Raw genomic sequence first — 23,521 nt, forward strand, 5'->3', positions numbered from 1 at the left:
TAGCCTTTCTAGTAAGAGCTAGGACAATTAGCCATTAGTCCGTTTAACAGAGTAAACCTCTGGCACACTCTTAATCTTATCCACGACTGTGGTCAGTGTAGAGAGGTTGGAAATACCAAATGAGACATGGATATTAGCAAATTTCATATCCTTGGTTGGTTGAGCATTAACGGTTGAGATATTCTTAGTTGTGTTGGAGAGAACTTGCAGAACATCATTTAAGAGTCCTGTACGGTTGAGACCATAGATATCGATGTGGGCAGTGTATTCCTTGCTTGAGAATTGATCTTCCCATTCCACATCAAGGAGACGTTGCTCATAGTTTTCTTGGGCACGGAGATTCATACAATCCACACGGTGAATAGCTACACCGCGTCCCTTAGTAATGTAGCCGACAATGTCGTCACCTGGCACTGGATTGCAACACTTAGCAATCCGAACTAGGAGACCTGAAGCCCCTTCAATGACCACACCACCCTCATGCTTGACCTTGAGGGTTTCTTTATTTTCAACCTTAACTTCGCCACCTTTGACAAGCTCTTCTGCTTCCGCCTTGGCCTTGGCACGTTCTTCCTCGCGGCGTTCCTTTTCAGTCAAACGGTTAAAGACGGTAATAGCGCCAATTTCTCCAAAACCAATGGCTGCATAGAGGGCTTCCTCTGTCTTGTAGCTGGTCTTTTGAAGAACCTCGTCCATGTGACGCTTGTCCATGAATTTATTGGCTACATAGCCGTTTTCTTGGAATTGGGCCATCAACATTTCACGGCCCTTGTTAACGGATAATTCCTTGTCTTGATTTTTAAAGAACTGACGAATCTTGTTGCGCGCCTTGCTGGTCTTGACCATGTTGAGCCAGTCACGACTCGGACCAAAGGAGTTGGGATTGGTGATAATTTCAACCTGATCCCCTGTCTTGAGCTTGGTTGTCAGTGGAACCATACGGCCATTGACCTTTGCACCAGTCGCTTTTTCACCGACTTTGGTATGGATCTCATAGGCAAAGTCAATCGGTCCTGAATCTTTTGGTAGGGAGCGAACCGCACCATCAGGAGTAAAGACGTAAATCTCCTCCGCCAGATAGTTTTCTTTAACAGAGTCCACAAATTCCTTTGCATCATCAGCCTGGTCTTGGAGCTCCATCATCTCCTTGATCCAGTTCATTCCAATAGCAGATTCCTTGCTGTTGACCTGCCCTTTAATGCCTTTCTTATAAGCCCAGTGAGCTGCTACCCCGTACTCAGCCACCTCGTGCATTTCCTTGGTCCGAATCTGGAATTCAATCGGCCCTTTTGGTCCATAAACAGTTGTATGGATAGACTGGTAACCGTTGGCCTTGCGGTTAGCGATATAGTCTTTGAAGCGACCTGGCATAGGTTTCCAAAGTTCATGCACATAACCCAGCATGGCGTAAACATCACTCTGGGTATCTAAGATACAGCGAATGGCAATCAGGTCATAAATTTCCTCAAAGCGTTTCTTCTTATCCTGCATCTTGCGATAGATCGAATAGATATGCTTAGGACGACCATAGATTTTCCCTTTGAGATTGCGTTCGGTAGCATAGTCCTCCAACTTGGTTACGACTTCGTCGACCAGAGCCTCACGTTCTCTGCGTTTTTCTTTCATCATGTGGGTAATCTTGTAAAACTCAGTTGGATTGAGGTAACGGAAAGATAGATCTTCCAACTCCCACTTGACACTGGAAATCCCTAGACGATGAGCAAGTGGTGCGTAAATTTCCATGGTTTCTCTGGAGATCCGTTCCTGCTTGTCCTTTCGCAGGTGTTTGAGAGTCCGCATATTATGCAAACGGTCCGATAATTTAACCAAGATAACACGGATATCCTCAGACATGGCCATAAGCATCTTGCGGTGATTTTCAGCCAATTGTTCCTCAAGTGATTTGTACTCAACCTTACCAAGCTTGGTCACCCCATCAACGATAATCCGAACATCATGACCGAACTCTCTTTCCAAATCATCCAGTGTCGCATCTGTGTCTTCAACCACGTCATGCAAAAAACCACAGGCAACGGTTACGGCATCCAGCTTGAGCTTAGCCAGAATCCCTGCTACCTGAATGGGATGGATAATATAGGGCTCACCTGATTTCCGAAACTGCCCACTATGACAATCAACTGCGTAAATCAATGCTTTTTGTACAAAAGCAACGTCTTCCTTTGTTAAATATTCTCTCGTTAAAGCGACTACCTGATCGCCCGTCAAATTCACTTCTTTCGGCATCTATACTCTCCAATTCTTCCTACCATTTTATCACTTTTTTAAGAATATTAAAACTAGAAAAGCCTGTTTTCATGCCGAGCCTGTGCATTTAAAAGAAAAAACACTGCAAGAGAAACTCTGCAGTGCTTTGCTATTCTATTTATCTTAGTAGACTGTTTTTTCAGTTTCTACATCAAAGAAGTGTGCTTTGTTCAAGTCAAATCCAAGTTCAACTGTTGCACCCGTTTGCAAGTAGTCACGAGCATCCACTTTGGCAACAAACTCATCTTTACCAACTTGGCAGTAAAGGTGAGATTCTGAACCAAGCAATTCTGATACAGAGATGGTTGCTTTAACCACTGATTCTGGGAATGTTTCAAGGAAAGCAGGTTCTGCATTCACATCTTCTGGACGAATACCGAAGATCAAGTCTTTTCCTTCGTAGCCTTTGTCACGAAGAACTTTCAAAGCACCTTCTGGCACTTTCAAGCGGAAACCGTCAGAAACAATTTCGCTACCAACCAATTTCACATTGATGAAGTTCATAGCTGGGCTTCCGATAAATCCTGCTACAAATTTGTTAACTGGGTTTTTGTAAACTTCTTGAGGTGTACCGATTTGTTCAACACGTCCGATAGTACCTGTACCAGCAGGGTTCTTAGTTGCTGACATGATAACGATACGGTCTGCAAGTGTCATCGCTTCTGTTTGGTCGTGGGTTACGTAGATAGTTGTAGCTCCGATACGACGGTGGATTTTCGCAATTTCAGCACGCATTGATACACGAAGTTTGGCATCCAAGTTTGACAAAGGTTCGTCCATCAAGAACACTTTTGCATCACGGACGATAGCACGACCCATGGCAACACGTTGACGTTGACCACCTGAAAGGTCAGCTGGTTTACGATCCAAGAATTCTTTCAAACCAAGGATTGCTGCTGCTTCTTGCACACGTTTGTCGATGTCTTCTTTGCTGTACTTACGCAATTTCAAACCAAAAGCCATGTTGTCATACACAGTCATGTGTGGGTAAAGAGCGTAGTTTTGGAATACCATGGCGATGTCACGGTCTTTTGGAGCTACGTCGTTGACAACCACGCCATCGATAGATGCAGTACCTTCTGTAATGTCTTCAAGACCAGCAATCATACGAAGAGTTGTTGATTTACCACATCCTGAAGGACCTACGAAAACGATAAATTCCTTGTCTTTGATGTCCAAGTTGAAGTCTTCAACTGAGTAGTGTTCGCTGTTTGGATATTTTTTGTAAATGTTTTTAAGATTTAATTCTACCATCGAGGTGAACTCCTTTTGTCTTTTGATAGTTTTATTATAGATGAAAACGCTTTATTTTTCTATGGCAAGGTGACCAAAAAAATAAAAAAGTTCTGTGCAACTTGCACAAAACTTTAAAGAATATCTGGTAAAATCAACTGATAACAAAGAGTGAGATCCGTCAACTCCTTCAACTGTAGCCCTGTCAATTCTTCCCATTTGTCAATCTTGTATTGGAGAGAATTGCGGTGCAGATAGAGTTGCTGGGCTGTTTTAGTTAGGACAGCACTGTTTTCCCAGAGAGAAAGAATAATCTCCTGAATCTGATCCTGATCCAAAATCATCTGGTGTAGGCAGTCTTTAATGACTCTCAGGTCCACAAGCCTTTCTCCCATAGTCCACAGATAGAGCTGTGAAAAGGTGTGTACACCTTGATGCCCCTGACGCCACCAAGCCTTAAACAAATCTCGCTCCGCTTTGATCAAGTCTGATAGGGCTTGATGGCCTGTCTGAGACCAAACCTGCCCCAACATGATCGACAGACGAAGGCCAAAATCATACTCAACCGCTTCAATCGTATCAGATAAAATCGAGCGAACAGAGGTGTACTTATCTTGTTGAAGAACAAATACATAATCCTGAGCACCGACCTGCAATACTGTCTGGCAGTTGGGAAAGAGAGTTTGCATCATATCTAGCCAAGAGGATAGATTTTCCTGTTGGAAATAGGAAAGATGGCAATAAACCAGCTGAATCTTTTTGAAAGTTTGCGGTGCCTGCCCCTTCCCCTCGATCAGATAGGGATACCAAGGATTGAGCGAACGAGCCTGCTCTTGCTGGGTCAAAAGGGCAACCAGCTGCTTTTCACGCTCGCTGAGCCCATCTTCCTCCAGTAAAATCCACTGCTGAGAAGCTAAAGGGAGAGTGAGATAGCCTGGTTTCTCTACTGGCTGATCTGAAATCTGAGCTTCAGGAAACCAGTCTTGTAATTCCTTTGCAATCATATTCTAGCCCTCCACTTTTTGGATGCACCAAGAAATTATGGTCTCTAGACGCTCCAGATTTTCAGTCAGATGGAGATAGCCCATGACCGCTTCAAATCCCGTGGACATACGATAAGTCACGACATCTGCATTTTTAGCCTTTGTGTGGCTATTGGTGTTACGTCCCCGTTTATAGATTTCTTCTTCTTTTTCCGTCAGGACTTGCTCCTCCAACATGAGGGAAATCAAACGAGCTTGAGCCTTGGCTGACACATACTTAGTTGCCTCTTGATGGAGTTTATTGGGCTTGGTCATACCTTTGAGGATGAGGTGACGGCGGATATACATAGAATACACCGCATCCCCCTCAAAAGCTAGCGCAATCCCATTAATGAGATTGACATCAATCACGTGTCCACCTCACTCCATCTTTTGTATCCAGTAGTTTAATCCCTTGAGCAGCTAGTTGGTCACGGATTTGGTCTGCTGTCGCAAAGTCACGATTGGCACGCGCTTCTTGACGCTTTTGAATCAAGGCTTCAATGTCTGCATCCAAAACTTCCTCTACAAAGACAATTCCAAAGACTTCCAACATATCTGCAAGAGCTTTCTTAACACTTGCATCATAGTTGCCAGAATTGATCCACTTGGCCATTTCAAAGACAACTGTGATACCGTTGGCAGAGTTGAAATCCTCATCCATAGCAGCTACAAACTTATCTTTAAAAGCTTGGAGTTCTTGTGCATCCACATTTCCTGTAAATGGTTGCTCGTAAGTGTTCTTCAGATACTTGAGATTAGTCTCTGCATCCCGCACTGCTTTTTCGGTAAAGTTGATAGGCTTGCGGTAATGCTGAGTGGCAAAGAAGAAACGAAGCACTTGGCCATCGATGGTTTTGAGGGCATCGTGTACCGTAATGAAGTTGCCCAAAGACTTGGACATCTTGACATTGTCGATATTGACAAAGCCATTATGCATCCAGTAGTTAGCAAAAGTCTTGCCTGTTTTTGCTTCTGACTGGGCAATTTCATTGGTATGATGCGGAAACTCCAGATCGGCTCCCCCACCGTGAATATCAATAGTATCACCTAGAATCTCTGTCGACATGACCGAACACTCGATATGCCAGCCCGGACGACCAGGTCCCCAAGGACTGTCCCAAGAAATCTCGCCTGGTTTTGCAGCTTTCCAAAGGGCAAAGTCTACAGGATTTTCCTTGCGAGCTGTTTCTTCATCGGTACGACCTGAAGCACCTAGCTCCAAATCTTCCAAGGTTTTATTAGCCAACTTAGCATAGTTGTGAGATTTTTCCACGCGGAAGTAAACATCTCCTTGACTCTCGTAAGCATAACCTTTTTCAATCAAGTCTTCCACAAAACGAATGATGTCAGCCATAAACTCTACTACGCGCGGATGGCGAGTCGCAGGTTTGACGCCCAAAGCTGTCACATCCTCACGAAAGGCAGCGATATACTTGTCCGCAACCTCCTGAGGCGTGATACCTTCTTCCTTGGCACGGTTGATAATCTTATCATCCACATCTGTGAAATTGGAAATATAGGCAACCTCATACCCACGGTACTCAAAATAACGGCGAATGGTATCAAAAGCCACCGTCGATCGGGCATTCCCTACGTGGATATAGTTGTATACCGTTGGCCCACAGACATACATGCGAACCTTTCCTTCTTCGATTGGGACAAATTCTCGCAAATCACGAGACATGGTGTCGTAAATTTTAATCATGCGGTCCACTCCCTTCTCTATTTCTGACTTTTTCGGCTGAAAACCAGCTCTGCAAATGGGCCAAATTGTCTGAGGCTATCCAGTTGGTAAAAGCGCTGCCCTTCCTCTTGGGTAAAGAGGGGAACCCCCTTTCCTAGGATAAGGGGCGCTATCTGAATAATGAGGTGGTCGAAAAGATCCGCATCCAAGAGCGGTCCTACCAAGGAATTACCACCAATCACAAAGACATTTTTGCCTTTGTCAATCTGGCGAACAAAGTCCACCACATCCCCAGCTACTGGCTGGTAATTGCTGACAGGCAGGTGCCTATCATGCGTAAAGACATAATTTTCCGTAGCTTGATAAAAACTTTCTACATCTTGCAAATCTTGGATTTCCTCAAAGGTCCGCTTGCCCATGATGGTGATATCCATTTGCCTGTAAAAGTCATCATAGCCTGTATCCTCTACAGAACCAAGCTGATGCAGCCAGTCTATCCTATGCTGGCTGTCTGCCAAGTAGCCATCCATGGTGATACAGCCGTAAAAATATACTGCCATTCTTGTAGTTACCTTTCTAGTTCCTTGGCTATTATCAAAGCGATAGCGAAAAAAGTCATGGCTTCAGCTGTCCGCTCTTCATGGCGGGCATCCCAGGTTCGGTTATGATGATCCACATAGTCAGCTGTGTAGAAGAACTGATAGACTTTACTCTTGCGAAATTGACTCCAAGCCATGATAGCTGAAGCTTCCATGTCCACCACTTGTGCACCAGCAGCCAAGCGACGCTTGACCTTATCAGGCGTTTCCCGATAAAAGGCATCAGTCGTCCAAGACTTGGTGCGGATATGCTCAATATTGTGCTTGTCAAAGATGGCTTCCAGCTCGATCAGCAGAGACTCGTCATAGGTTACTTCGTCACCTGGTGGGGCATAGTGATAGCTAGTTCCTTCATCTCGCAATGCAGCCGCAGGCAGGATAATTTTATCCGCCTCAATTGAGCGGTCCAAAACGCCACAGGAACCTAAAATGATAAAATTTTTGAAGCCTCTGGCCGCCAACTCCTCCAGCTGGCCGACTATCATCGGAGCCCCAATTGGAGCCAACATAACTGCTAGCTTGCTAGGTCCTTGCCCATAAATATACCATGGATGATGGCCGTTTATGCTTTTCAAATAGCCTCCCGGATAGACATCTTCTGACTCAATCAAACGTTTCAGAATTTCGCCATTAAAGGACAAGATGATGGTTTCGCATACCTCTCCCTTGTCATGGACTGGCTTTTCAGTTGGCTCAATAACTGCTGCTACATCTTCAAACTCCTCTAATAGCATAACTTCTCTTTCTTTAAGGCTCCAGCAAATCCGCCTTCATTTTATTTAGACGGCGCAGTTTGGTCTCATCTTTTTTGGCTTCACTGATATAATGAGCCCATTCACGCTGGTGGCTAGGTGGCAGTTTAATAAAGCGCTCCTTAGCAAGACCATCCAAGCGTTCTTGCAACTCAAGAACTGCCTGGTTCAAAATTGCATCTGATAAATCTGACATAGTTCTTACCTCCTGTCATACTTCACCTCGATAACTTTGCTACCCTATCCTACAGACTTGATGAATGGTGACTGGCTTCACGGGCATGCTCTAGCTTGTCTAGATAGTATTCTCGTTTTTCTTCAACTTCGTGGATCGTCGGCTCATCTTTCTGTCCATGAACTCGGACGATCTTAGCTGGGATTCCGACAACTGTCACATCGCTCGGAACATCTGCCACAACCACTGCACCCGCCCCAACTTTGGCTTTCTCTCCAATTTCAATAGGGCCAATCACCTGAGCGTGGGCCGAAATCAGCGCCCCTTTTCGAACAGTCGGATGGCGTTTGCCAACATCCTTCCCTGTTCCACCAAGAGTCACTCCGTGATAGAGAAGAACGCCTTTTTCAACAATCGCCGTCTCTCCAATCACCAGACCTGAACCATGGTCGATAAAAACACCTGATTCTATCTGAGCACCCGGATGAATCTCTATCTGAGTCCAAAAGCGCCAAAACTGACTGTGCATACGAGCCAGGAGTTTGAAGCCGTGCTTCCAGAGAAAATGCGAGAGACGGTGGGCAGCTAAGGCCTTGACACCTGGATAAGTCAGCAAAACTTCCAAACTGTTGCGTGCCGCTGGATCATTTTCTTTTACAATATCAATGGTTTCGCGCCACCATCCCATACATTTCTCCTTTTCTTATTCTGAATCTTTTGGTGTTTCTGTAAATTCTTTCTTCGATTTGTGGTCCTTGTGATGACGTGGACGGTGAGGTCTCTCAGACTTTTCGCCTTTTTCATCATGCTCAGGTTTTGGTGGACGAGGAAGAAGAGCCTTCATAGAGGCATCGATACGGCCTTTTTCATCAATCTTGATAACCTTAACATCAACTTCATCACCGATAGCTACCAAATCCTCGACACGGTTGGTACGAGTCCAAGCCATTTCAGAAATGTGCACAAGTGCATCTGTCTTATCAAAGAGGTTGACAAAGGCACCAAATTTCTCGATACGAACAACCTTCGCATGGTAAACTTCATCCACTTTAGCTTCACGGACCAAGCCAGCGATGATTTCTTTGGTTCGGTTAATGGCATCTTGGTCGCTAGAGTAGATAGAAACATTACCTTCTTCGTCGATATCAATCTTAACGCCTGTTTCAGCGATAATCTTGTCGATGGTTTCTCCACCCTTACCGATGACAATCTTGATCTTGTCCACATCAATCTTGATGGTGTCAATTTTTGGAGCAGTTGGAGCCAATTCTGGACGAACTTCTGGAATAGTTGCTTGAATCACATCAAGGATTTCAAAACGCGCTTTCTTGGCTTGGGCAAGGGCTTCTGTCAAGATTTCAGCAGTAATTCCTTGAATCTTGATATCCATTTGAAGAGCTGTAATCCCGTCACGAGTACCTGCAACCTTAAAGTCCATGTCTCCAAAGTGGTCTTCCAAACCTTGGATATCTGTCAATACTGTATAGTTATTTCCATCTGAGATAAGTCCCATAGCAATACCAGCTACTGGCGCCTTGATTGGCACACCACCAGCCATAAGGGCAAGAGTTCCCGCACAGATAGAGGCTTGAGATGAAGAACCGTTTGATTCCAAAACCTCAGCTACCAAGCGGATCGCATACGGGAATTCTTCCAAACTTGGCAAGACTTGAGCAAGGGCACGCTCACCGAGAGCACCGTGACCGATTTCACGACGACCTGGTGCACCATAACGACCTGTTTCCCCTACAGAGTATTGAGGGAAGTTATAGTGGTGCATAAAGCGTTTCTTGTACTCTGGGTCCAAACCATCGATGATTTGAGTTTCTCCCATTGGCGCCAAGGTCAAGACTGAAAGGGCTTGAGTTTGGCCACGAGTAAAGAGACCTGAACCGTGCACACGAGGAAGAAAGTCAACAACCGCATCCAATGGACGGATTTCATCAACCTTACGACCGTCAGGACGCACCTTGTCTTCTGTGATCAAACGGCGCACTTCAGCGTGTTCCATTTGTTCCAAGATTTCAGCCACATCACGCATGATACGATCACATTCTTCGTGGTCTGCATATTTTTCTTCATAAACAGCAGTCACTTGGTCCTTAACTGCTTGAGTTGCAGCTTCACGAGCCAATTTTTCTTCTACTTGAACCGCTTTTTGGAGATCACTGTTGTAGGCTGCGATGATTTCAGCTTGCAATTCAGCATCTACATGAAGCAATTCCACTTCTGCTTTTTCCTTACCAACTGCCGCAACGATCTCCTCTTGGAAGGCAATCAATTCTTTAACAGCTTCGTGACCTTTAAGAAGGGCTTCCAACATGATTTCTTCTGACAATTCTTTGGCACCAGACTCCACCATATTGATAGCGTGTTTGGTCCCAGCTACTGTCAATTCAAGAAGCGAACGCTCTGCTTGTTCTTGAGTAGGGTTGATGATGATTTGGCCATCTACATAACCTACTTGTACCCCAGCAATTGGTCCGTCAAATGGAATGTCTGAGATAGAAAGTGCCAATGATGATCCAAACATTGCTGCCATTGGTGCAGAAGCATTTTCATCGTAAGAAAGAACTGTGTTGATGACTTGGACTTCATTACGGAAACCTTCCGCAAACATTGGACGGATTGGACGGTCAATCAAACGCGCTGTCAAAGTCGCATCTGTTGAAGGACGTCCTTCACGTTTCATAAAGCCACCAGGAAACTTCCCAGCTGCATACATTTTTTCTTCGTAATTGACTTGGAGTGGGAAGAAATCCCCAGTTGCCATTTTCTTAGACATCACGGCCGCAGTCAAGACAGTTGACTCACCGTAACGCACGACAACTGCGCCATTTGCTTGCTTAGCAACCTGACCAGTCTCTACAACCAACTCACGACCCGCAAAAGTCGTTTGAAACACTTGTTTTGTCATTTTAATCCCCTTTGGATTGATGAAATTATACGCCTTGCCTACAAAGATCAAGATACTAAGGTCGCAAAAAGCAAAGTAAAAATAGGAAACTGGCGAAGTCTTCGATAAAGACAAGACAGTTTATCTTTTTTACACAGCTTTTCGGCCGAGTTCAATTTTCAAGATACTAAGCCGTTAAGCAACTCAAAGGAAAATAGGAAATCGAACGACGGAGCGACTGCTCCTAGGTAGATTTATCTTTTTCCACAGAGTTGTAGGCGTGTTCAATTAATCAAGATATTTTGGACGGTTCGGTTTGCCGAACATTTCTATAGAAAAATAGGAAGGTGACGCCACACTCGATGAGTGCTAGGAAGCTTATCTTTTTTCCTAAGAAATGAGACCAAAATTCAATTAAGAATTTTTTTGATATTTCACTGACACAGTGCGGACGGGAGCAACTTCCTTCGGAATTTCATCCCTAATTTTTAAGCCTGAAGTCTCAAAAATTCCGTCCTAGAAAATAACAGAGTTATTCTCTAGGATACCACTATAGCGTGAAATATCTTTTAACACTCACTTCGTTCGTATTTATTATAGAACCAATTATCAGATTTCGATTAAAAATTAATCAACTATTAAAAAATCCTTAATACCCTAAATACCCTCATCTTTGTATCAAGTACGTACAGAGTCTATTTTATCATATTTTTCTTAAAAAGTGCGGGCTTTTCTATTAAAAAGGAACCATTCCCCTCACCTGAGAAGAATGGTTTGCTTTTTGTTATCCTAAAGACTGATGGTTAAACAAGGCATGGGTTGCTTGGTGGATGTATTTTGCTGTTTCAGCATTGTTCATGGTGTAGAGATGCACACCTGCGACATCCTGGGTTACCAAGTCCACGATCTGATCCACGGCATAGGCAAGTCCTGCTGCTCTGAGCGACTCAGGGTCATGCTCATACTTGTCTAAGATGGCCTTAAATTTACGTGGAAGGTGGATATTCTCACACGTTTTCAATAGACGAAGCGCTTGGTTACGGTTAAGAATGGGCATGATCCCCGCATGAATGGGAACATCAATCCCTGCCAAGGTACACTTGTCTTGGAAATCATAGAAGCGCTCATTGTCAAAGAAAAGTTGCGTTACAAGGCTTGAACAGCCTGCATCCACTTTCTTCTTGAGATTTTGAATATCTGAGATCTGGTTTGGCGAGTCAGGATGCCCTTCAGGATAACAAGCTCCAATAATATCAAAGTGAGGGGCTTGTTCCTTGATGAACTCGATCAAATCCGTTGCGTAGCGGAAATCCTTTTGTGGCTCCACATCAGGGATAATATCCCCACGCAAGGCCAAGATTTTCTGTACCCCAACCTTATCCAAGTCTGCAATGGTTTCAGCAACCTTGTCCTTAGTCAGATAGATGGCTGGCAAGTGGGCAATAGTTGGAATCGCCAAATCATTCTGGATAAAGTCAGCCAAACGAACCGTTGTTTCCTTGATATTAAATTTATTATTGCTGGCGGTCACACTGATAAAGTGCGGTGTCAGCTCCCGCATATCCTGCAAGGCTGAAATAATATTATCATTACCCACAGCTGGGTTTGGAGGGAACACTTCAAATGAAAGTGACGGCGTTTGGCGTGACATAGTCATTATCCTTTTCTTTTTGATTTCATGATTGCTAAGCCGGCTTGGGCCAAGCAGTTCCTTGATCAGTCAGGGTCAAGAGAGAAATCTTATCTTATAATTTCTCACGCGCAGCTTTTGCTGCTTCGACAAGGCGGATCAAGCTTTCTTTTGTTTCTGGAATACCACGTGTTTTCAAACCACAGTCAGGGTTGATCCAAACTTTCTTGCTTGGTACTTTGGCAAGAATAGCATCGATTGTGTGGTCGATTTCGCCTTCATTTGGCACACGAGGAGAGTGGATATCGTAAACCCCAGGTCCCACTTCTGTTTGGAAGTTTTTCGCTTTGAGTTCGTCCAAGATTTCAAGGTTTGAACGGCTTGCTTCAAAGGAAATAACGTCCGCATCCATATTGTCGATAGCTGGGATAATATCTGTAAATTCTGAGTAACACATGTGAGTGTGGATTTGTGTGTCTGGCGCTACTGTAGAGTGTACCAAGCGGAAGGCTGGAATAGCCCAGTCAAGGTAGTCTTCGTACCAGTCGCTACGACGGAGTGGCAATTTCTCACGGAGAGCAGCCTCGTCGATTTGGATGATTTTCACACCTGCAGCTTCAAGGTCAAGCACTTCATCCTTGATGGCAAGAGCGATTTGAAGAGTAGAATCCTTGATAGAGATGTCTTCACGTGGGAATGACCAGTTAAGGATGGTAACCGGTCCAGTCAACATACCCTTAACAGGTTTGTCAGTACGACTTTGTGCGTAGCTAGACCATTTCACAGTGATTGGGTTGAGACGAGTGACATCACCCCAGATGATTGGTGGTTTCACCCCACGCATACCGTAAGATTGTACCCAACCATTCTTAGAGAAGAGGTAACCTGATAAGTTTTGACCGAAGTACTCAACCATGTCGTTACGCTCAAACTCACCGTGTACAAGCACGTCAAATCCAACTTCTTCTTGCCATTTGATCCATTCGTCGATAGTTTCAGCAAGGAAAGCGTCGTACTCTTCTTGTGACAATTCACCCTTACGGAAGGCCAAACGTTTAGCACGAACTTCTTTTGTTTGAGGGAATGAACCGATGGTTGTTGTTGGAAGAGCTGGAAGTTTAAAGGCTTTTTCTTGGATAGCTTCACGCTCTGCAAAGGCTGGCAAACGAGTGTAGTCTGCGTCAGTCAACCCAGCGATGCGCGCACGAAGTTCTGCATTTTCACCCACACGCTCAGCCGCAAAGAGTTCTTTGTTAGCTTCCAGTGCTTCTGCACCTTGACCGTTGCGGATAGCATCCAAGTCACGGATTTCATCCAATTTTTCAACTGCAAATGCAAAGTGGTTCAAGATAGCTGGTTCAAATTCTTCATTAGCAGTTGTAAATGGCACATGAAGAAGTGAGCATGAGCTAGTCAAAACGATGTTTTCAGCTGGGATTTGTTCAAGAATCGCCAAGCTCTTTTCATAGTTGTTACGCCAGATGTTTTTACCATTGACAATACCTGCATAGAGAGTCTTGTCAGCTGGGAAGCCACCTTTAACGAGTTCAAGAGTTTTCTTACCTTCAACGAAGTCAAGACCGATGGCATCTACTGGCAATTTCACAAGGTCAGCATAAACGTCACGAACGTCTCCGAAGTAAGTTTGAAGCAAGACTTCAAGACCTTTTTTGTCAGCCAAAAGCTTGTTGTAGAGGTTCAAGAAGAGAGCTTTTTCTTCAGCTGTCAAGTCTTTGACAAGAGCCGCTTCGTCGAGTTGGATGCGAGTTGCACCAAGCTCCGCCAATTTAGCAAAAACTTCTTGGTAAGCAGCTACTAAGCTGTCTACGAAGTCTTCTGCTTTCACGCCTTCTTCAAAGTCTGACAATTGAAGGAAAGTGAATGGACCTACAAGAACAGGACGAGTGTTCAATCCAAGTTCTTTGGCTTCTTGGAACTCATCAAAAATCTTGTGACCAGCCAATTTTACTTGAGTGTCTTTTTCAAATTTAGGCACGATGTAGTGGTAGTTGGTGTTGAACCATTTCTTCATCGGAAGGGCACGAACATCCCCTTTTTCACCTTGGTAACCACGCGCCAAAGCAAAGTAACGCTCAAGGTCTGACAATTCCAAGTTTTGAACAGAAGCTGGCACCACGTTGAAGAGGAAAGCCGCGTCTAGGAAGTTGTCATAGTGAGAAAAGTCGTTTGATGGGATTTCAGTGATGCCTTTTTCTTTGACAATGTTCCAGTGTTTAGCACGCAATTCTTTAGCCACAGCCAAGAGTTCTTCTTCTGAGATTTCTTTTCTAAAGTATTTTTCAGTTGTAAATTTTAATTCGCGGAATTCGCCCAAACGAGGGAAACCGATGATCGTAGTTGACATGATGTGTCCTCCAAAATTTGTTGTTGAAACTATCTTAACAGAAAAGAAACTGTCTGTATAATTGTAAATAATTAGGCTTTGATATAGTTTGAAACTATATCACTTTTTTGAACAAGAGAAAAAGACTTGAGACCAGTGTCTCAAATCCTTTGTATTGCTTGTTTTATTGCTGTATTTTAGTTAGAATGCTCAAACGAGCTATTGACGATTCTCATCAGTGACTATGGCATGCTATTAGAAAAGACTATAGGTTAGTTATCCTTTGGTAATTTTGATATTTCCCTGAAAAAGTGCGGACGGGAGGTAAAATTGTTCTGTGGATGATTTTAGCCAACCAAGTAATCTCATCTCTATCAACTTTTTTCCTGTTCAAGTGGGACGACTGCTAGTGTCTTTCCTAAACTGGCTAAGACTTTCAAGACTGTATCCAACTGAGGACTGGTCTTTCCTGTCTCCATCCTAGCTATAACAGGCTGGCTTACTCCACTGAGTTCTTCTAGCTTTTTCTGACTAATACCTTGCTCATGTCTAGCTTCTATCAACTCACTCATGATAGCCACTCGCATATCACTTTCAAGGATTTCCTCCTTGGTAAAGAGTTCAGATCGGATATCTTTCCAATTACTTCCAATAGCACTATTCTTCATCACTTAACCCTCTTTCTTTTATGTCTTTCAGTTCACGCTTGGCTTTATCAATCTCTCTCCTAGGAGTTTTCTGAGTCTTTTTAACAAAATGATGTAAAAGAACAAAACTCCCATCAACCCATGCTACAAATAAAATCCTATCCTTAAGAGGTCGTAGTTCCCAAATCTCATCTTCCAAATGTTTGATATAGGGTTCACCAGTTCTAGTCCCATGCTGACTAAGCAACTCGATATAGTCGTTTAGTTTATTGAGTTTGATGCGACTGTCCTTACTCTTCTTTCTAGCCAATTCTCTCATATAATCTAAGACTGGCTCATTTCCATTTTTGTCCTTATAGAAGTAAATTGTATGCACCAAGCAACCTCTTTTCAATTTAATTATAACTTAAAAGTTATTAAAAGTAAATCCTAATACTCATAAAAAGGAGACCTTAGAAAAACTCTAAAGGTCTCATCTTTATTATTCGAAAAAATTACGAGAAGAGTTATAATGTGGAGCCAATCCTGACTCTTACTCCAGCTCAATGCCTTTCTCTCGGAGATTAGCCAGGCACTCCTCATAGTATTCTGCATCATGCTCACTATAGATGGGATTGTCCAACTTTTCCTCAGGCAAGTCTTCATAAGCTGGGCAAATTTTGCCACGGTAGTTCTTGTCCAGCCATTCTGGACTGACATTGTAGCCACGGCCAGCCATTTCCTCCATAATCAAGCGATGATAAGCATAGAGTTGATAGGGCGAGTGGTTAAAGACATAGTCCACCGTCGCATGCTTTCTGCCCCAGCCATTGCCACGCAGGGCGCAGCACTCTCGATGTTGCCCCAAGAGCTGCGGACGGGGAAGTTGTGAAATCAAAGCCTCATGCCAAAGTCTCATGGGAGTCTCCTTTCAGTAAAGTCGAATGTTGCAAGTAGGTATTTGGATAGCGATCAAGCAAGTCTCGAGTCTTAGCGATTAAGTCCTCCTTAGAAGCCTGACCAAAGCGGTAGCGATCCAGCAAGAGCATATAGTCCTTACGCTCGGCATCGGTCGCTTTATTTTTGAAATAGCCCCAAATATGCTGAAAAGCGTTGCAAACCTGACCCCTGTGTTCTGGAATCTGGCAAGCACGGTCAATGAGGTTTTGAACATGGCTGACCTCCACCTGTTCATTCTTCAAGTATTGGCGAATCCCATTGTAAATATTGCTAGAATGACTCAAAACGAGGTATTTGTTCCTAGCCCAGAGTTGTTGGCAAAGGGCACGTTGGTTGTTGTTAGTCATAATTGACATTATACCATGTTTGAGTCAAAAACATTATTTCTTACATTATGTACTTATAAAATTGCCTCTTTTAAAGCTTCTTGAAGTTCTTCATCTACTGCGTATATATAAAGTCCATTTACTCCTCTAGTTAATAAAACATTTAATTCATTTTTCAAAAGATCTTCACCAAAGTTCTTCATTTCACCATTTTCGAGTTTTCTATTTTGAACCGCACCTTTATTTTTACTTTCAGAAATATCAAACATGATTTTACCATTTCTGTATTTAACTGATGGACCAATAATTACCCCAGCGTAATTCAAATCAAATCCCTGAACCGTAAAAGTAGAGCCTATTTCATCAATTGTTTGGGGTTGCTCTATCCAAGATAATTTTGCGTCTTTCTTCTCTGGCTTTATTTGTTGATTCCAAGGAGCCTTCCAGTCGCCGATTTCAACAAACCATTTTGGTCTATCTTGTTTCTTTTTTTCTTCAACATAAGGCCAATCATATGTTGCAACTAATCTAGAAATACCTAGTTTTTGATCTTTATTCTTTAACTTAATAGCTTTTTGTAGTTCAAAAGGAGAATCAAAAATTCTAATATCATATTGCTTATCTTTTGTTAATTTTTTGATTTCACAATCATCAATAATACTTCTAATCCAATTGACAGTTTCAGGATTTGCTTTTATTCTCATTTGATTACGTAATTCAATTAAATTTCCTTCCAGATTAGCTTCATGCTCCAATTCAAAAAATGTATTATCAGTCCATATTTGAGATTTATTCATAATCTGTTTATCATCATAAACCAAAACAACTACTTTCGACTGTGCTAATAAATCAATTAAATGATTTCCTCCAAGATATGCTTGATTTTTCGCAGTAAGCAGTAAATGCCCTTCGTCAACTATAACCACTCCTGCTTTAATCTTTTCTTTTCTCAAGGCATTTAAAAATTGAGTAGGCTTCATTGCCACTTCCAAACTAGAACCACTATTCCAATTCAGTTTTCTTTCAATTTCTTTATATACACTTAATTGGTTATTATGATTTACAATAAGATTAATGTAATTATTATCTTTAATAAATGAAATATCTTCAGAATTTAATAAATCATCTACCAACGAACTCATTAAAACTGTTTTCCCTGCTCCAGCTTCTCCTTTAACCAGAATAAGGGTTCCCTCTTGATTTTTACTAATGGAAGCAATTATTTTATTTATGATAGTATTTTTAGCTTCAATTTGTTCTTCGGTTAATTTATGAAAGGGAGATGCTTTAAAAATTGCTGAATTTCGAACAATACTCTCAATCGGAAATAATGACTGATTTCTTTTTCTCAGTGAACGCCAAACTTTTGAAAAAATTGAATCCAATTCATTAGATGTATAATATTCATTTTGAGGATTCTCTTTTCTATTTTGTACTCTTATGACTTTACCAACACTTGAAAGATAAAGCATTAAACGATTTTCAATGTCTAGAGTTAAAGACTTATTAAAATGATTGTGACCAATTATAAACATCTTCGTTGTAGAAGATGTTGCAAAGTCTCTCCAATCATCCCTGTTTTCTTTCTTTATATCATCTGTTAAGTGCTGGCTAGTTCGCCGAATTATATCAGCTGTTTCACCTACATATACACTAAATTGATCATTCTTATTATCGTTAACAATATAGACAACTGGATAATCAAATAAAAGTTTCATATCATTTTTATGTTCACTAGATTTAAGTTGACTTTTAAGATTTACCAGCGAATTGTTTGAATACTCTATCTCTCTTACTATTGGGCTTTTTATTTTAACCATTATTTCTCCAACTCAGTATATTTTTTATTATTACCTTTACTTAACTTAACAGGATATTTCCGATTATTATCAACTAATTTATCTTCAATAATCTTTTCTACATCTAATTGTAAATTATCAGCCAACATAAAACTATAAATTAGAACATCGGCTAGTTCCTCTTTTATTCTTCCCAATGATTTACTAGTGACCTCTTCAGACTGCTTCCACTGAAATAATTCTAAAAGTTCACTCGCTTCGATCGAAATTGAAATTGCTAAATCTTTTTCATTATGAAATTTTCTCCAATCACGGTCATCTCGAAATTTATTAATTTTATCAATTGTTGACTTCATTTTAATTCTCCAATGTAAATCTACTAATATATATTATAACATGAATAAGTTTTATAAATGTGATAAAAATAAAATAAAAAAGAAGGATTTACTCCTTCTCTGTGGACACTATTCAATTTCTATCACTTATTAGTTAGAATTTCTATCAACTCTTCGTCATTAAGTGATTTATTATCACTGAACCTAATTGAATTATCATAATAAGCCTCATAGTATTCAGGTGATAATAATGTCATATCTAAGATGTAGCTTTTATCTTTATCCTTTTGATAATTTGCTACTATCTCTGATTCTCGTAGTTCTTTCTGAGATTTTGGTGTACCATTAGTCCTTTGGTACTTTTCCATCAACTGCAAGTGTTGAAAAATTACTGAAATATATCTAGAAGGATTTACTAGAAATCTTTTACTTACAACAGACTTCGGAACTAAGATTAGAAGTTCCTCTACACCATTTTCATTAGGAGCAAGAACATACTGGCTTTCAAAGGTAGCCCACTCATGACTCTCAGAATCCCAACAATCAAAACGTTGTACTTCATTACTGATTTTTAAACCGTGTAATCGAGCTTGTTCTAAAGAATATAAAATCAATTCTTTTTTTAATAAACTTACTAACAAATCAGACAGCCTATCTTCTGAAAAACTCTTTACAAAAATCGGCATCGCTATAGGTGTCAGTAATTTTTCTTTGATTCTACCTACCGATTTATAGACATACCCAAAAAATTGATCAAGCATCTTCATTGAAACACCTGTCCCTTTGGAGTTACTCTCAGAATATCCAAAGTGGATAGCATTACATTCTTTAGAGTGTGAAAACAATTGAAATGCGCCTGCTTTATTACCTAAAGTGTACATTTTATAGACTGTATTTACAAAATCATTAACAATATTTCTAAAACCATCTGATAGCAACAATGGGTCTAAAAATAATTTAACATCCTTTGATGTATCTACATCAACAAAATCCAATCCTACTTGGATTGATTCTCTATTTAATAAGTTTGATATTCTTATAATATCTACCTCTTTTCTTAATTTTTTCTACAACTATTATTATATCAAATAAAATAAAAAAATCAATATCTTGTATATATTTATAACAAAATTTTAAATTTACACTATATATTGTATAAATTACTTAATTCGAGTCCGTAATTCTATTATTCTCTATATCTTGTGTTTTACAGTACTTAATAACAAACCCAAAATCACCCTTAGAATGTAGTCTAGGGGTGATTTTTTGCTTACAGATTAACATTTACATCCTAGACTACTATCTCGGATTTTGTTGAGTTCTTTCAGGAGTTGAGTTAGGTACTTTTTTATGGGTAGGCTATTCGAAACTTAAAACGTAACAAAATCTATTATTTCTTCATCGTTCGAAATTTAGTTTACTCCTAAATTTTATTCTTTACACTCCTTTGAAGATTAGAGGACGATTTTTCTTCCTACTTCAACGCACTTTTGACCTTTTTCTTCGTGATGATGCGGTCGTTTTTGTTGGCTAGGGATTTGAGTCTGGCTTCGAGCAGGATTTTTCGGCCTGCTTCGTTACGGGTATAGACGAGGTGATAACGTCCGATAGTTGGCCTCAGAAAGTCGAGGAATTTCTGTGCTTCTTCCTTGCGCTTGTCAAAAAGGCTAGGCACGGCATAGTAAGGTGATTGACCTTGTAGGACTTTCTCTGCCTTCAAGAGATAGCGCTGGTTATCCACTGGAGCAAAGAACTCTCCCACAGTCTGCGCAAACAGCTCCTTGTCCCTCATGCTTCCTCCCTTGAGATAGGCGAAAACTATATAATTTTCCTTGTCCTCCTCTACATGAACACGGGATTGATCGTCCGTTAGATGCCCCGAATCTAGCAGAGCCTTTCGGATCTGCTCACCCAGAGATTGCAAACGTTTATAGGGACTCTTATAGCGGAGGTAGCGCCAAGATGCAAAGGCCAAAAAGAGGAGACATGCTGTCGTAAGCCACCAAACACCGATCAATCTCAATCTAAATAACAAGACCAACAAATCTACTGCCAACAAGAGCAATGACATGCGAACCCATTTTAATGCATCAAGCAAGAGCATGACTGGGACCTTCTGTTTTTGGGTTGCGACTTGTGTAACTATCTCAAATTGATCCGCTACAACAAGAGCATCCTGCCATTTTTGACGCAAGCCTGCTCGATCCTTGGAGAGACTCTTAACTCGCTCATTGTACTCACCAATTTGCTTTTTCTTAAAAGGGGGCTTTGGAAAATCCAAACGATCCAAACCGGTCTCAATACTCTCCTGATTATAGGCCAAGCCAAGAAAATGCTCCATCCGTCGCGACAAGGTCTGCAGATCCTGATTGCTCTCTGGTCTAGGCTCCTCACCAGGAAGAGTGATAAGTGCTTGCGCTTGAACGGCTACCAGATGCCAGATGTTGCTGGTCTTTTCTGGATGTCCCGGCCAGATACGAATGGCACGCCCACGCATCTGGTTACTCAGCATAAAGCTCCCCACAAAGCTTCCGAGGATTAGGGAATTAACACAAGGAGCATCCCAACCCTCTCCGAGGAGAGATTTGGTTCCGACTAGGACTTGAATCCGCCCTCGTTGAAAAAGCTCCGTCACTGCCGCCACGATTCCCTTAGCTGAGCTCGGAAAACCAACCTGCACATAATCTTTTGGATCCAAGTGACCAATAGATGAGAAACTAAGAGGAACCTGAGGCAAGAATTCCTTCAACTCTGCTGCCACATCGGTAGGCAAAATAACGACACTACCTGACAAGACAGCCAATGACACAGGTATTTCTTGCTCCTGAGCTTTTCGACGAATGCTTTCAAAATAAGGGAGAACCCCCAACTGAGAAATGGTTGCCTGATTATCTCCCAGATAGGTGGCAAAATCCTTGCGAATATAGTCAGCTAGTACTAACTGTCTCAGTTCCTGACCTAGACTCTCATACTCCGTCAAAAAGATATCGGCAATGGCAGACAACTTCCCTAGAGATTGGGTTAAAAGCTGGTCAGAAGCCTTAGACTTAACCAGATAAACCTGACGTTTTTCCACCAACCCACGCGCCTTCAAGTCAGCCTCTAACTTTTTCCTATATCCATCTGGATCCTCATACCAATCTGGTGTCTGATAGAGTATGCTCTGCAACAGCGTCTCCAACCAGTAGGAGGTCAATGTTGGAAGCCTCTGGGTTCCCAGTAAATTTTGCAAAGAGGGAGGAATCGTTAACCCCTGAGAATGCATATAAATCAACATAGCAGACAAGTACTTGGGATCTTCTAAAAGCAAATCAGATGAAATATCCCCTTTGAGGACCTTAGACCCTGCTACAAATGTTTGAAAATCAGGATCGACTATAAGGTGATGAATATAGTCCCACTTAGTCTCCTCAAACTGTTTGAGACGTTCCGCCTCTTCAGCTGTTGGTGAGCACATATAGACAAAATCCTGATGAGGGCAAAGAGTGTCTTCCTTGACTAGTTCAGGTACCGTGATTTCTTGATCTATCTCCCCGCACATTCGGATATAGCGTTCCCAGAGTTCAGGATCGCTGTCATATGGTGGTGTCGCTGTCAGGGAGATGAGTTTCAGCGGTCCATACTGCTTGCGAAAGGCTTCCAGACTTTTCCACCATTCATTGCGCAGGTGGTGGCATTCGTCCAAACAAAGAGTAGCAACTTTCTGAGCTCTTAGGCTTGCAAGCAAATCAAACCCCACAAAATCCTCTGCTTCTCCATCTTCTTGTGATTGAAGTTGGTTCATGGCACTATGAAAAGCCTGATAGGTCACAATCGTTAATACCTTCATCTCCTTTAAGTTTTGGGAAACGAGGTCTGAAAGCCTCTGACAATCCTCTAGAAAAGCAGTTTGTATTCTATCCACCCATTGTTCACGAATGGTTACAGTCGGAACTAAGATGAGGGCTGGGTTGCCAAAACGAGCGATTAGCTCGATACCAATGGTTGTCTTTCCAGACCCTGGAGCGGCCACTAGATGAACATGGCCGTCTGCTTGATAGTCCTGAAAACGATCCAAGACCTGTTTTTGATATTGGCGCCAGCTTCCTTTAAAGTTTAAACCTAACATGATACCCCTCATTCTATACCATCATTTTCTTATTCTCATTTTACCACACTTATTTCACCAGTCAGATAATCCAGATAGTTTTTCTCCATAAAATATGGTATAGTAGAATCATACTATCTATGAGGAGTTTACATGTCACAGGATAAGCAAATGAAAGCTGTTTCTCCCCTTCTACAGCAAGTCATCAATATTTCATCTATCGTTGGGGGAGTCGGCACCTTGATTTTCTGTATTTGGGCCTATCAGGCGGGTGTTTTACAATCCAAGGAAACCCTATCGGCCTTTATCCAGCAAGCTGGGGTTTGGGGACCACCACTCTTTATCTTTTTACAGATCCTACAAACCGTTGTTCCAATCATTCCGGGAGCTTTGACCTCAGTGGCTGGGGTCTTTATTTACGGCCACATCATCGGAACCATCTATAACTATATCGGAATCGTGATTGGCTGTGCCATTATCTTTTACCTCGTCCGTCTCTATGGAGCTGCCTTTGTCCAGTCCGTCGTCAGCAAGCGTACCTATGACAAATACATCGGTTGGCTAGATAAGGGCAATCGTTTCGAGCGGTTCTTTATCTTTATGATGATCTGGCCTGTCAGTCCAGCTGACTTTCTCTGCATGCTGGCTGCCCTCACCAAGATGACCTTCAAACGCTATATGATTATCATCGTTTTGACCAAGCCCTTTACCCTAGTGGTTTATACTTATGGTTTGACTTATATTATTGATTTCTTCTGGCAGATGTTTTGAGGATAGAAAAATCC

The 23,521-nt window shown here is 41.9% G+C and carries 21 protein-coding genes; 1 reads left to right on the forward strand and 20 read right to left on the reverse strand.

The window, feature by feature from the left end; all coding sequences use genetic code 11:
- Window positions 1–27: 27 nt before the first annotated feature.
- From A6J84_RS05485 to A6J84_RS05585, 20 genes are all read right to left on the reverse strand, one after another.
- On the reverse strand, window positions 28–2,244 hold the full coding sequence (locus A6J84_RS05485; protein WP_001123779.1) for a RelA/SpoT family protein: 2,217 nt from the start codon (window positions 2,242–2,244) through the stop codon (window positions 28–30).
- A gap of 144 nt (window positions 2,245–2,388) precedes the next feature.
- Entirely contained in the window at window positions 2,389–3,519 is a 1,131-nt protein-coding gene (locus A6J84_RS05490; protein WP_000229942.1) for an ABC transporter ATP-binding protein, read from the reverse strand.
- A gap of 113 nt (window positions 3,520–3,632) precedes the next feature.
- A complete protein-coding gene (locus A6J84_RS05495) occupies window positions 3,633–4,502 on the reverse strand; it encodes a helix-turn-helix domain-containing protein (protein WP_049479096.1) in 870 nt (289 codons plus the stop codon).
- A 3-nt stretch (window positions 4,503–4,505) separates the two neighbouring features.
- On the reverse strand, window positions 4,506–4,892 hold the full coding sequence (locus A6J84_RS05500) for a Mini-ribonuclease 3 (RefSeq protein ID WP_049477402.1): 387 nt from the start codon (window positions 4,890–4,892) through the stop codon (window positions 4,506–4,508).
- Window positions 4,885–6,228 carry a cysteine--tRNA ligase gene (cysS, locus tag A6J84_RS05505; RefSeq protein WP_095726209.1) on the reverse strand — a complete coding sequence of 448 codons (1,344 nt, stop codon included), beginning with the start codon at window positions 6,226–6,228 and terminating at the stop codon, window positions 4,885–4,887. Before cysS ends, A6J84_RS05500 begins: the two co-directional genes overlap by 8 nt.
- Before the next feature lie 17 nt (window positions 6,229–6,245).
- Entirely contained in the window at window positions 6,246–6,767 is a 522-nt protein-coding gene (locus A6J84_RS05510) for a dihydrofolate reductase family protein (protein ID WP_000301981.1), read from the reverse strand.
- Between the two features lie 8 nt (window positions 6,768–6,775).
- The gene (locus A6J84_RS05515) at window positions 6,776–7,540 is read right to left on the reverse strand and encodes a nucleoside phosphorylase (RefSeq protein ID WP_095726210.1); all 765 of its coding nucleotides are present in this window, start codon (window positions 7,538–7,540) and stop codon (window positions 6,776–6,778) included.
- Between the two features lie 13 nt (window positions 7,541–7,553).
- Window positions 7,554–7,754: a YdeI/OmpD-associated family protein gene (locus tag A6J84_RS05520; protein WP_002882686.1), complete on the reverse strand. Its 201-nt coding sequence runs from the start codon at window positions 7,752–7,754 to the stop codon at window positions 7,554–7,556.
- 49 nt (window positions 7,755–7,803) lie between these two features.
- Window positions 7,804–8,421, reverse strand: a complete 618-nt coding sequence (gene cysE / locus A6J84_RS05525) for a serine O-acetyltransferase (protein ID WP_070657773.1) — start codon at window positions 8,419–8,421, stop codon at window positions 7,804–7,806.
- A 15-nt stretch (window positions 8,422–8,436) separates the two neighbouring features.
- Window positions 8,437–10,650 (reverse strand): polyribonucleotide nucleotidyltransferase, encoded by a 2,214-nt coding sequence (gene pnp / locus A6J84_RS05530; protein WP_070800070.1) that lies wholly within the window; start codon window positions 10,648–10,650, stop codon window positions 8,437–8,439.
- Window positions 10,651–11,413: 763 nt separating this feature from the next.
- Window positions 11,414–12,280 (reverse strand): methylenetetrahydrofolate reductase [NAD(P)H], encoded by an 867-nt coding sequence (gene metF / locus A6J84_RS05540; RefSeq protein WP_042903098.1) that lies wholly within the window; start codon window positions 12,278–12,280, stop codon window positions 11,414–11,416.
- 94 nt (window positions 12,281–12,374) lie between these two features.
- Entirely contained in the window at window positions 12,375–14,624 is a 2,250-nt protein-coding gene (gene metE / locus A6J84_RS05545) for a 5-methyltetrahydropteroyltriglutamate--homocysteine S-methyltransferase (RefSeq protein ID WP_042902786.1), read from the reverse strand.
- Window positions 14,625–14,977: 353 nt separating this feature from the next.
- A complete protein-coding gene (locus A6J84_RS05550; protein WP_000797736.1) occupies window positions 14,978–15,271 on the reverse strand; it encodes a helix-turn-helix domain-containing protein in 294 nt (97 codons plus the stop codon).
- Entirely contained in the window at window positions 15,261–15,626 is a 366-nt protein-coding gene (locus tag A6J84_RS05555) for a type II toxin-antitoxin system RelE/ParE family toxin (RefSeq protein ID WP_042902787.1), read from the reverse strand. The genes A6J84_RS05550 and A6J84_RS05555 overlap by 11 nt, the downstream gene beginning before the upstream one ends.
- Window positions 15,627–15,782: 156 nt before the next feature.
- Entirely contained in the window at window positions 15,783–16,148 is a 366-nt protein-coding gene (locus A6J84_RS05560) for a TIGR02328 family protein (RefSeq protein ID WP_042902788.1), read from the reverse strand.
- Window positions 16,132–16,536, reverse strand: a complete 405-nt coding sequence (locus A6J84_RS05565; RefSeq protein ID WP_042903099.1) for a YbgA family protein — start codon at window positions 16,534–16,536, stop codon at window positions 16,132–16,134. Before A6J84_RS05565 ends, A6J84_RS05560 begins: the two co-directional genes overlap by 17 nt.
- Before the next feature lie 53 nt (window positions 16,537–16,589).
- Complete coding sequence (locus tag A6J84_RS05570) at window positions 16,590–18,335, reverse strand: DUF2075 domain-containing protein (protein WP_042902789.1); 1,746 nt, start codon at window positions 18,333–18,335, stop codon at window positions 16,590–16,592.
- Window positions 18,335–18,670, reverse strand: a complete 336-nt coding sequence (locus A6J84_RS05575; protein ID WP_042902790.1) for a nucleotide pyrophosphohydrolase — start codon at window positions 18,668–18,670, stop codon at window positions 18,335–18,337. The genes A6J84_RS05570 and A6J84_RS05575 overlap by 1 nt, the downstream gene beginning before the upstream one ends.
- Window positions 18,671–18,792: 122 nt before the next feature.
- Window positions 18,793–19,644, reverse strand: a complete 852-nt coding sequence (locus A6J84_RS05580) for a hypothetical protein (protein WP_042902791.1) — start codon at window positions 19,642–19,644, stop codon at window positions 18,793–18,795.
- 479 nt (window positions 19,645–20,123) lie between these two features.
- Window positions 20,124–22,757, reverse strand: coding sequence for a DEAD/DEAH box helicase family protein (locus A6J84_RS05585; protein WP_042902792.1), 2,634 nt, complete (start codon window positions 22,755–22,757; stop codon window positions 20,124–20,126).
- A gap of 132 nt (window positions 22,758–22,889) precedes the next feature.
- Between A6J84_RS05585 and A6J84_RS05590 the strand changes: the two genes are divergently transcribed.
- On the forward strand, window positions 22,890–23,507 hold the full coding sequence (locus tag A6J84_RS05590) for a TVP38/TMEM64 family protein (protein ID WP_000076177.1): 618 nt from the start codon (window positions 22,890–22,892) through the stop codon (window positions 23,505–23,507).
- The last annotated feature ends 14 nt before the right edge of the window (window positions 23,508–23,521 follow it).

Source organism: Streptococcus sp. FDAARGOS_256 (assembly GCF_002289235.2).
Classification (GTDB): domain Bacteria; phylum Bacillota; class Bacilli; order Lactobacillales; family Streptococcaceae; genus Streptococcus.

What these genes read in the sequence shown, in the direction of transcription:
- A6J84_RS05585 (WP_042902792.1), bottom strand. Translation starts at nt 22,757, where the DNA reads ATGTTAGGTTTAAACTTTAAAGGAAGCTGGCGCCAATATCAAAAACAG.
- cysE (WP_070657773.1), bottom strand. Translation starts at nt 8,421, where the DNA reads ATGGGATGGTGGCGCGAAACCATTGATATTGTAAAAGAAAATGATCCA.
- A6J84_RS05550 (WP_000797736.1), bottom strand. Translation starts at nt 15,271, where the DNA reads ATGAAGAATAGTGCTATTGGAAGTAATTGGAAAGATATCCGATCTGAA.
- A6J84_RS05510 (WP_000301981.1), bottom strand. Translation starts at nt 6,767, where the DNA reads ATGGCAGTATATTTTTACGGCTGTATCACCATGGATGGCTACTTGGCA.
- cysS (WP_095726209.1), bottom strand. Translation starts at nt 6,228, where the DNA reads ATGATTAAAATTTACGACACCATGTCTCGTGATTTGCGAGAATTTGTC.
- pnp (WP_070800070.1), bottom strand. Translation starts at nt 10,650, where the DNA reads ATGACAAAACAAGTGTTTCAAACGACTTTTGCGGGTCGTGAGTTGGTT.
- A6J84_RS05515 (WP_095726210.1), bottom strand. Translation starts at nt 7,540, where the DNA reads ATGCTATTAGAGGAGTTTGAAGATGTAGCAGCAGTTATTGAGCCAACT.
- A6J84_RS05490 (WP_000229942.1), bottom strand. Translation starts at nt 3,519, where the DNA reads ATGGTAGAATTAAATCTTAAAAACATTTACAAAAAATATCCAAACAGC.
- A6J84_RS05560 (WP_042902788.1), bottom strand. Translation starts at nt 16,148, where the DNA reads ATGAGACTTTGGCATGAGGCTTTGATTTCACAACTTCCCCGTCCGCAG.
- A6J84_RS05565 (WP_042903099.1), bottom strand. Translation starts at nt 16,536, where the DNA reads ATGACTAACAACAACCAACGTGCCCTTTGCCAACAACTCTGGGCTAGG.
- A6J84_RS05520 (WP_002882686.1), bottom strand. Translation starts at nt 7,754, where the DNA reads ATGTCAGATTTATCAGATGCAATTTTGAACCAGGCAGTTCTTGAGTTG.
- A6J84_RS05575 (WP_042902790.1), bottom strand. Translation starts at nt 18,670, where the DNA reads ATGAAGTCAACAATTGATAAAATTAATAAATTTCGAGATGACCGTGAT.
- A6J84_RS05590 (WP_000076177.1), top strand. Translation starts at nt 22,890, where the DNA reads ATGTCACAGGATAAGCAAATGAAAGCTGTTTCTCCCCTTCTACAGCAA.
- metE (WP_042902786.1), bottom strand. Translation starts at nt 14,624, where the DNA reads ATGTCAACTACGATCATCGGTTTCCCTCGTTTGGGCGAATTCCGCGAA.
- A6J84_RS05495 (WP_049479096.1), bottom strand. Translation starts at nt 4,502, where the DNA reads ATGATTGCAAAGGAATTACAAGACTGGTTTCCTGAAGCTCAGATTTCA.
- A6J84_RS05570 (WP_042902789.1), bottom strand. Translation starts at nt 18,335, where the DNA reads ATGGTTAAAATAAAAAGCCCAATAGTAAGAGAGATAGAGTATTCAAAC.
- metF (WP_042903098.1), bottom strand. Translation starts at nt 12,280, where the DNA reads ATGTCACGCCAAACGCCGTCACTTTCATTTGAAGTGTTCCCTCCAAAC.
- A6J84_RS05485 (WP_001123779.1), bottom strand. Translation starts at nt 2,244, where the DNA reads ATGCCGAAAGAAGTGAATTTGACGGGCGATCAGGTAGTCGCTTTAACG.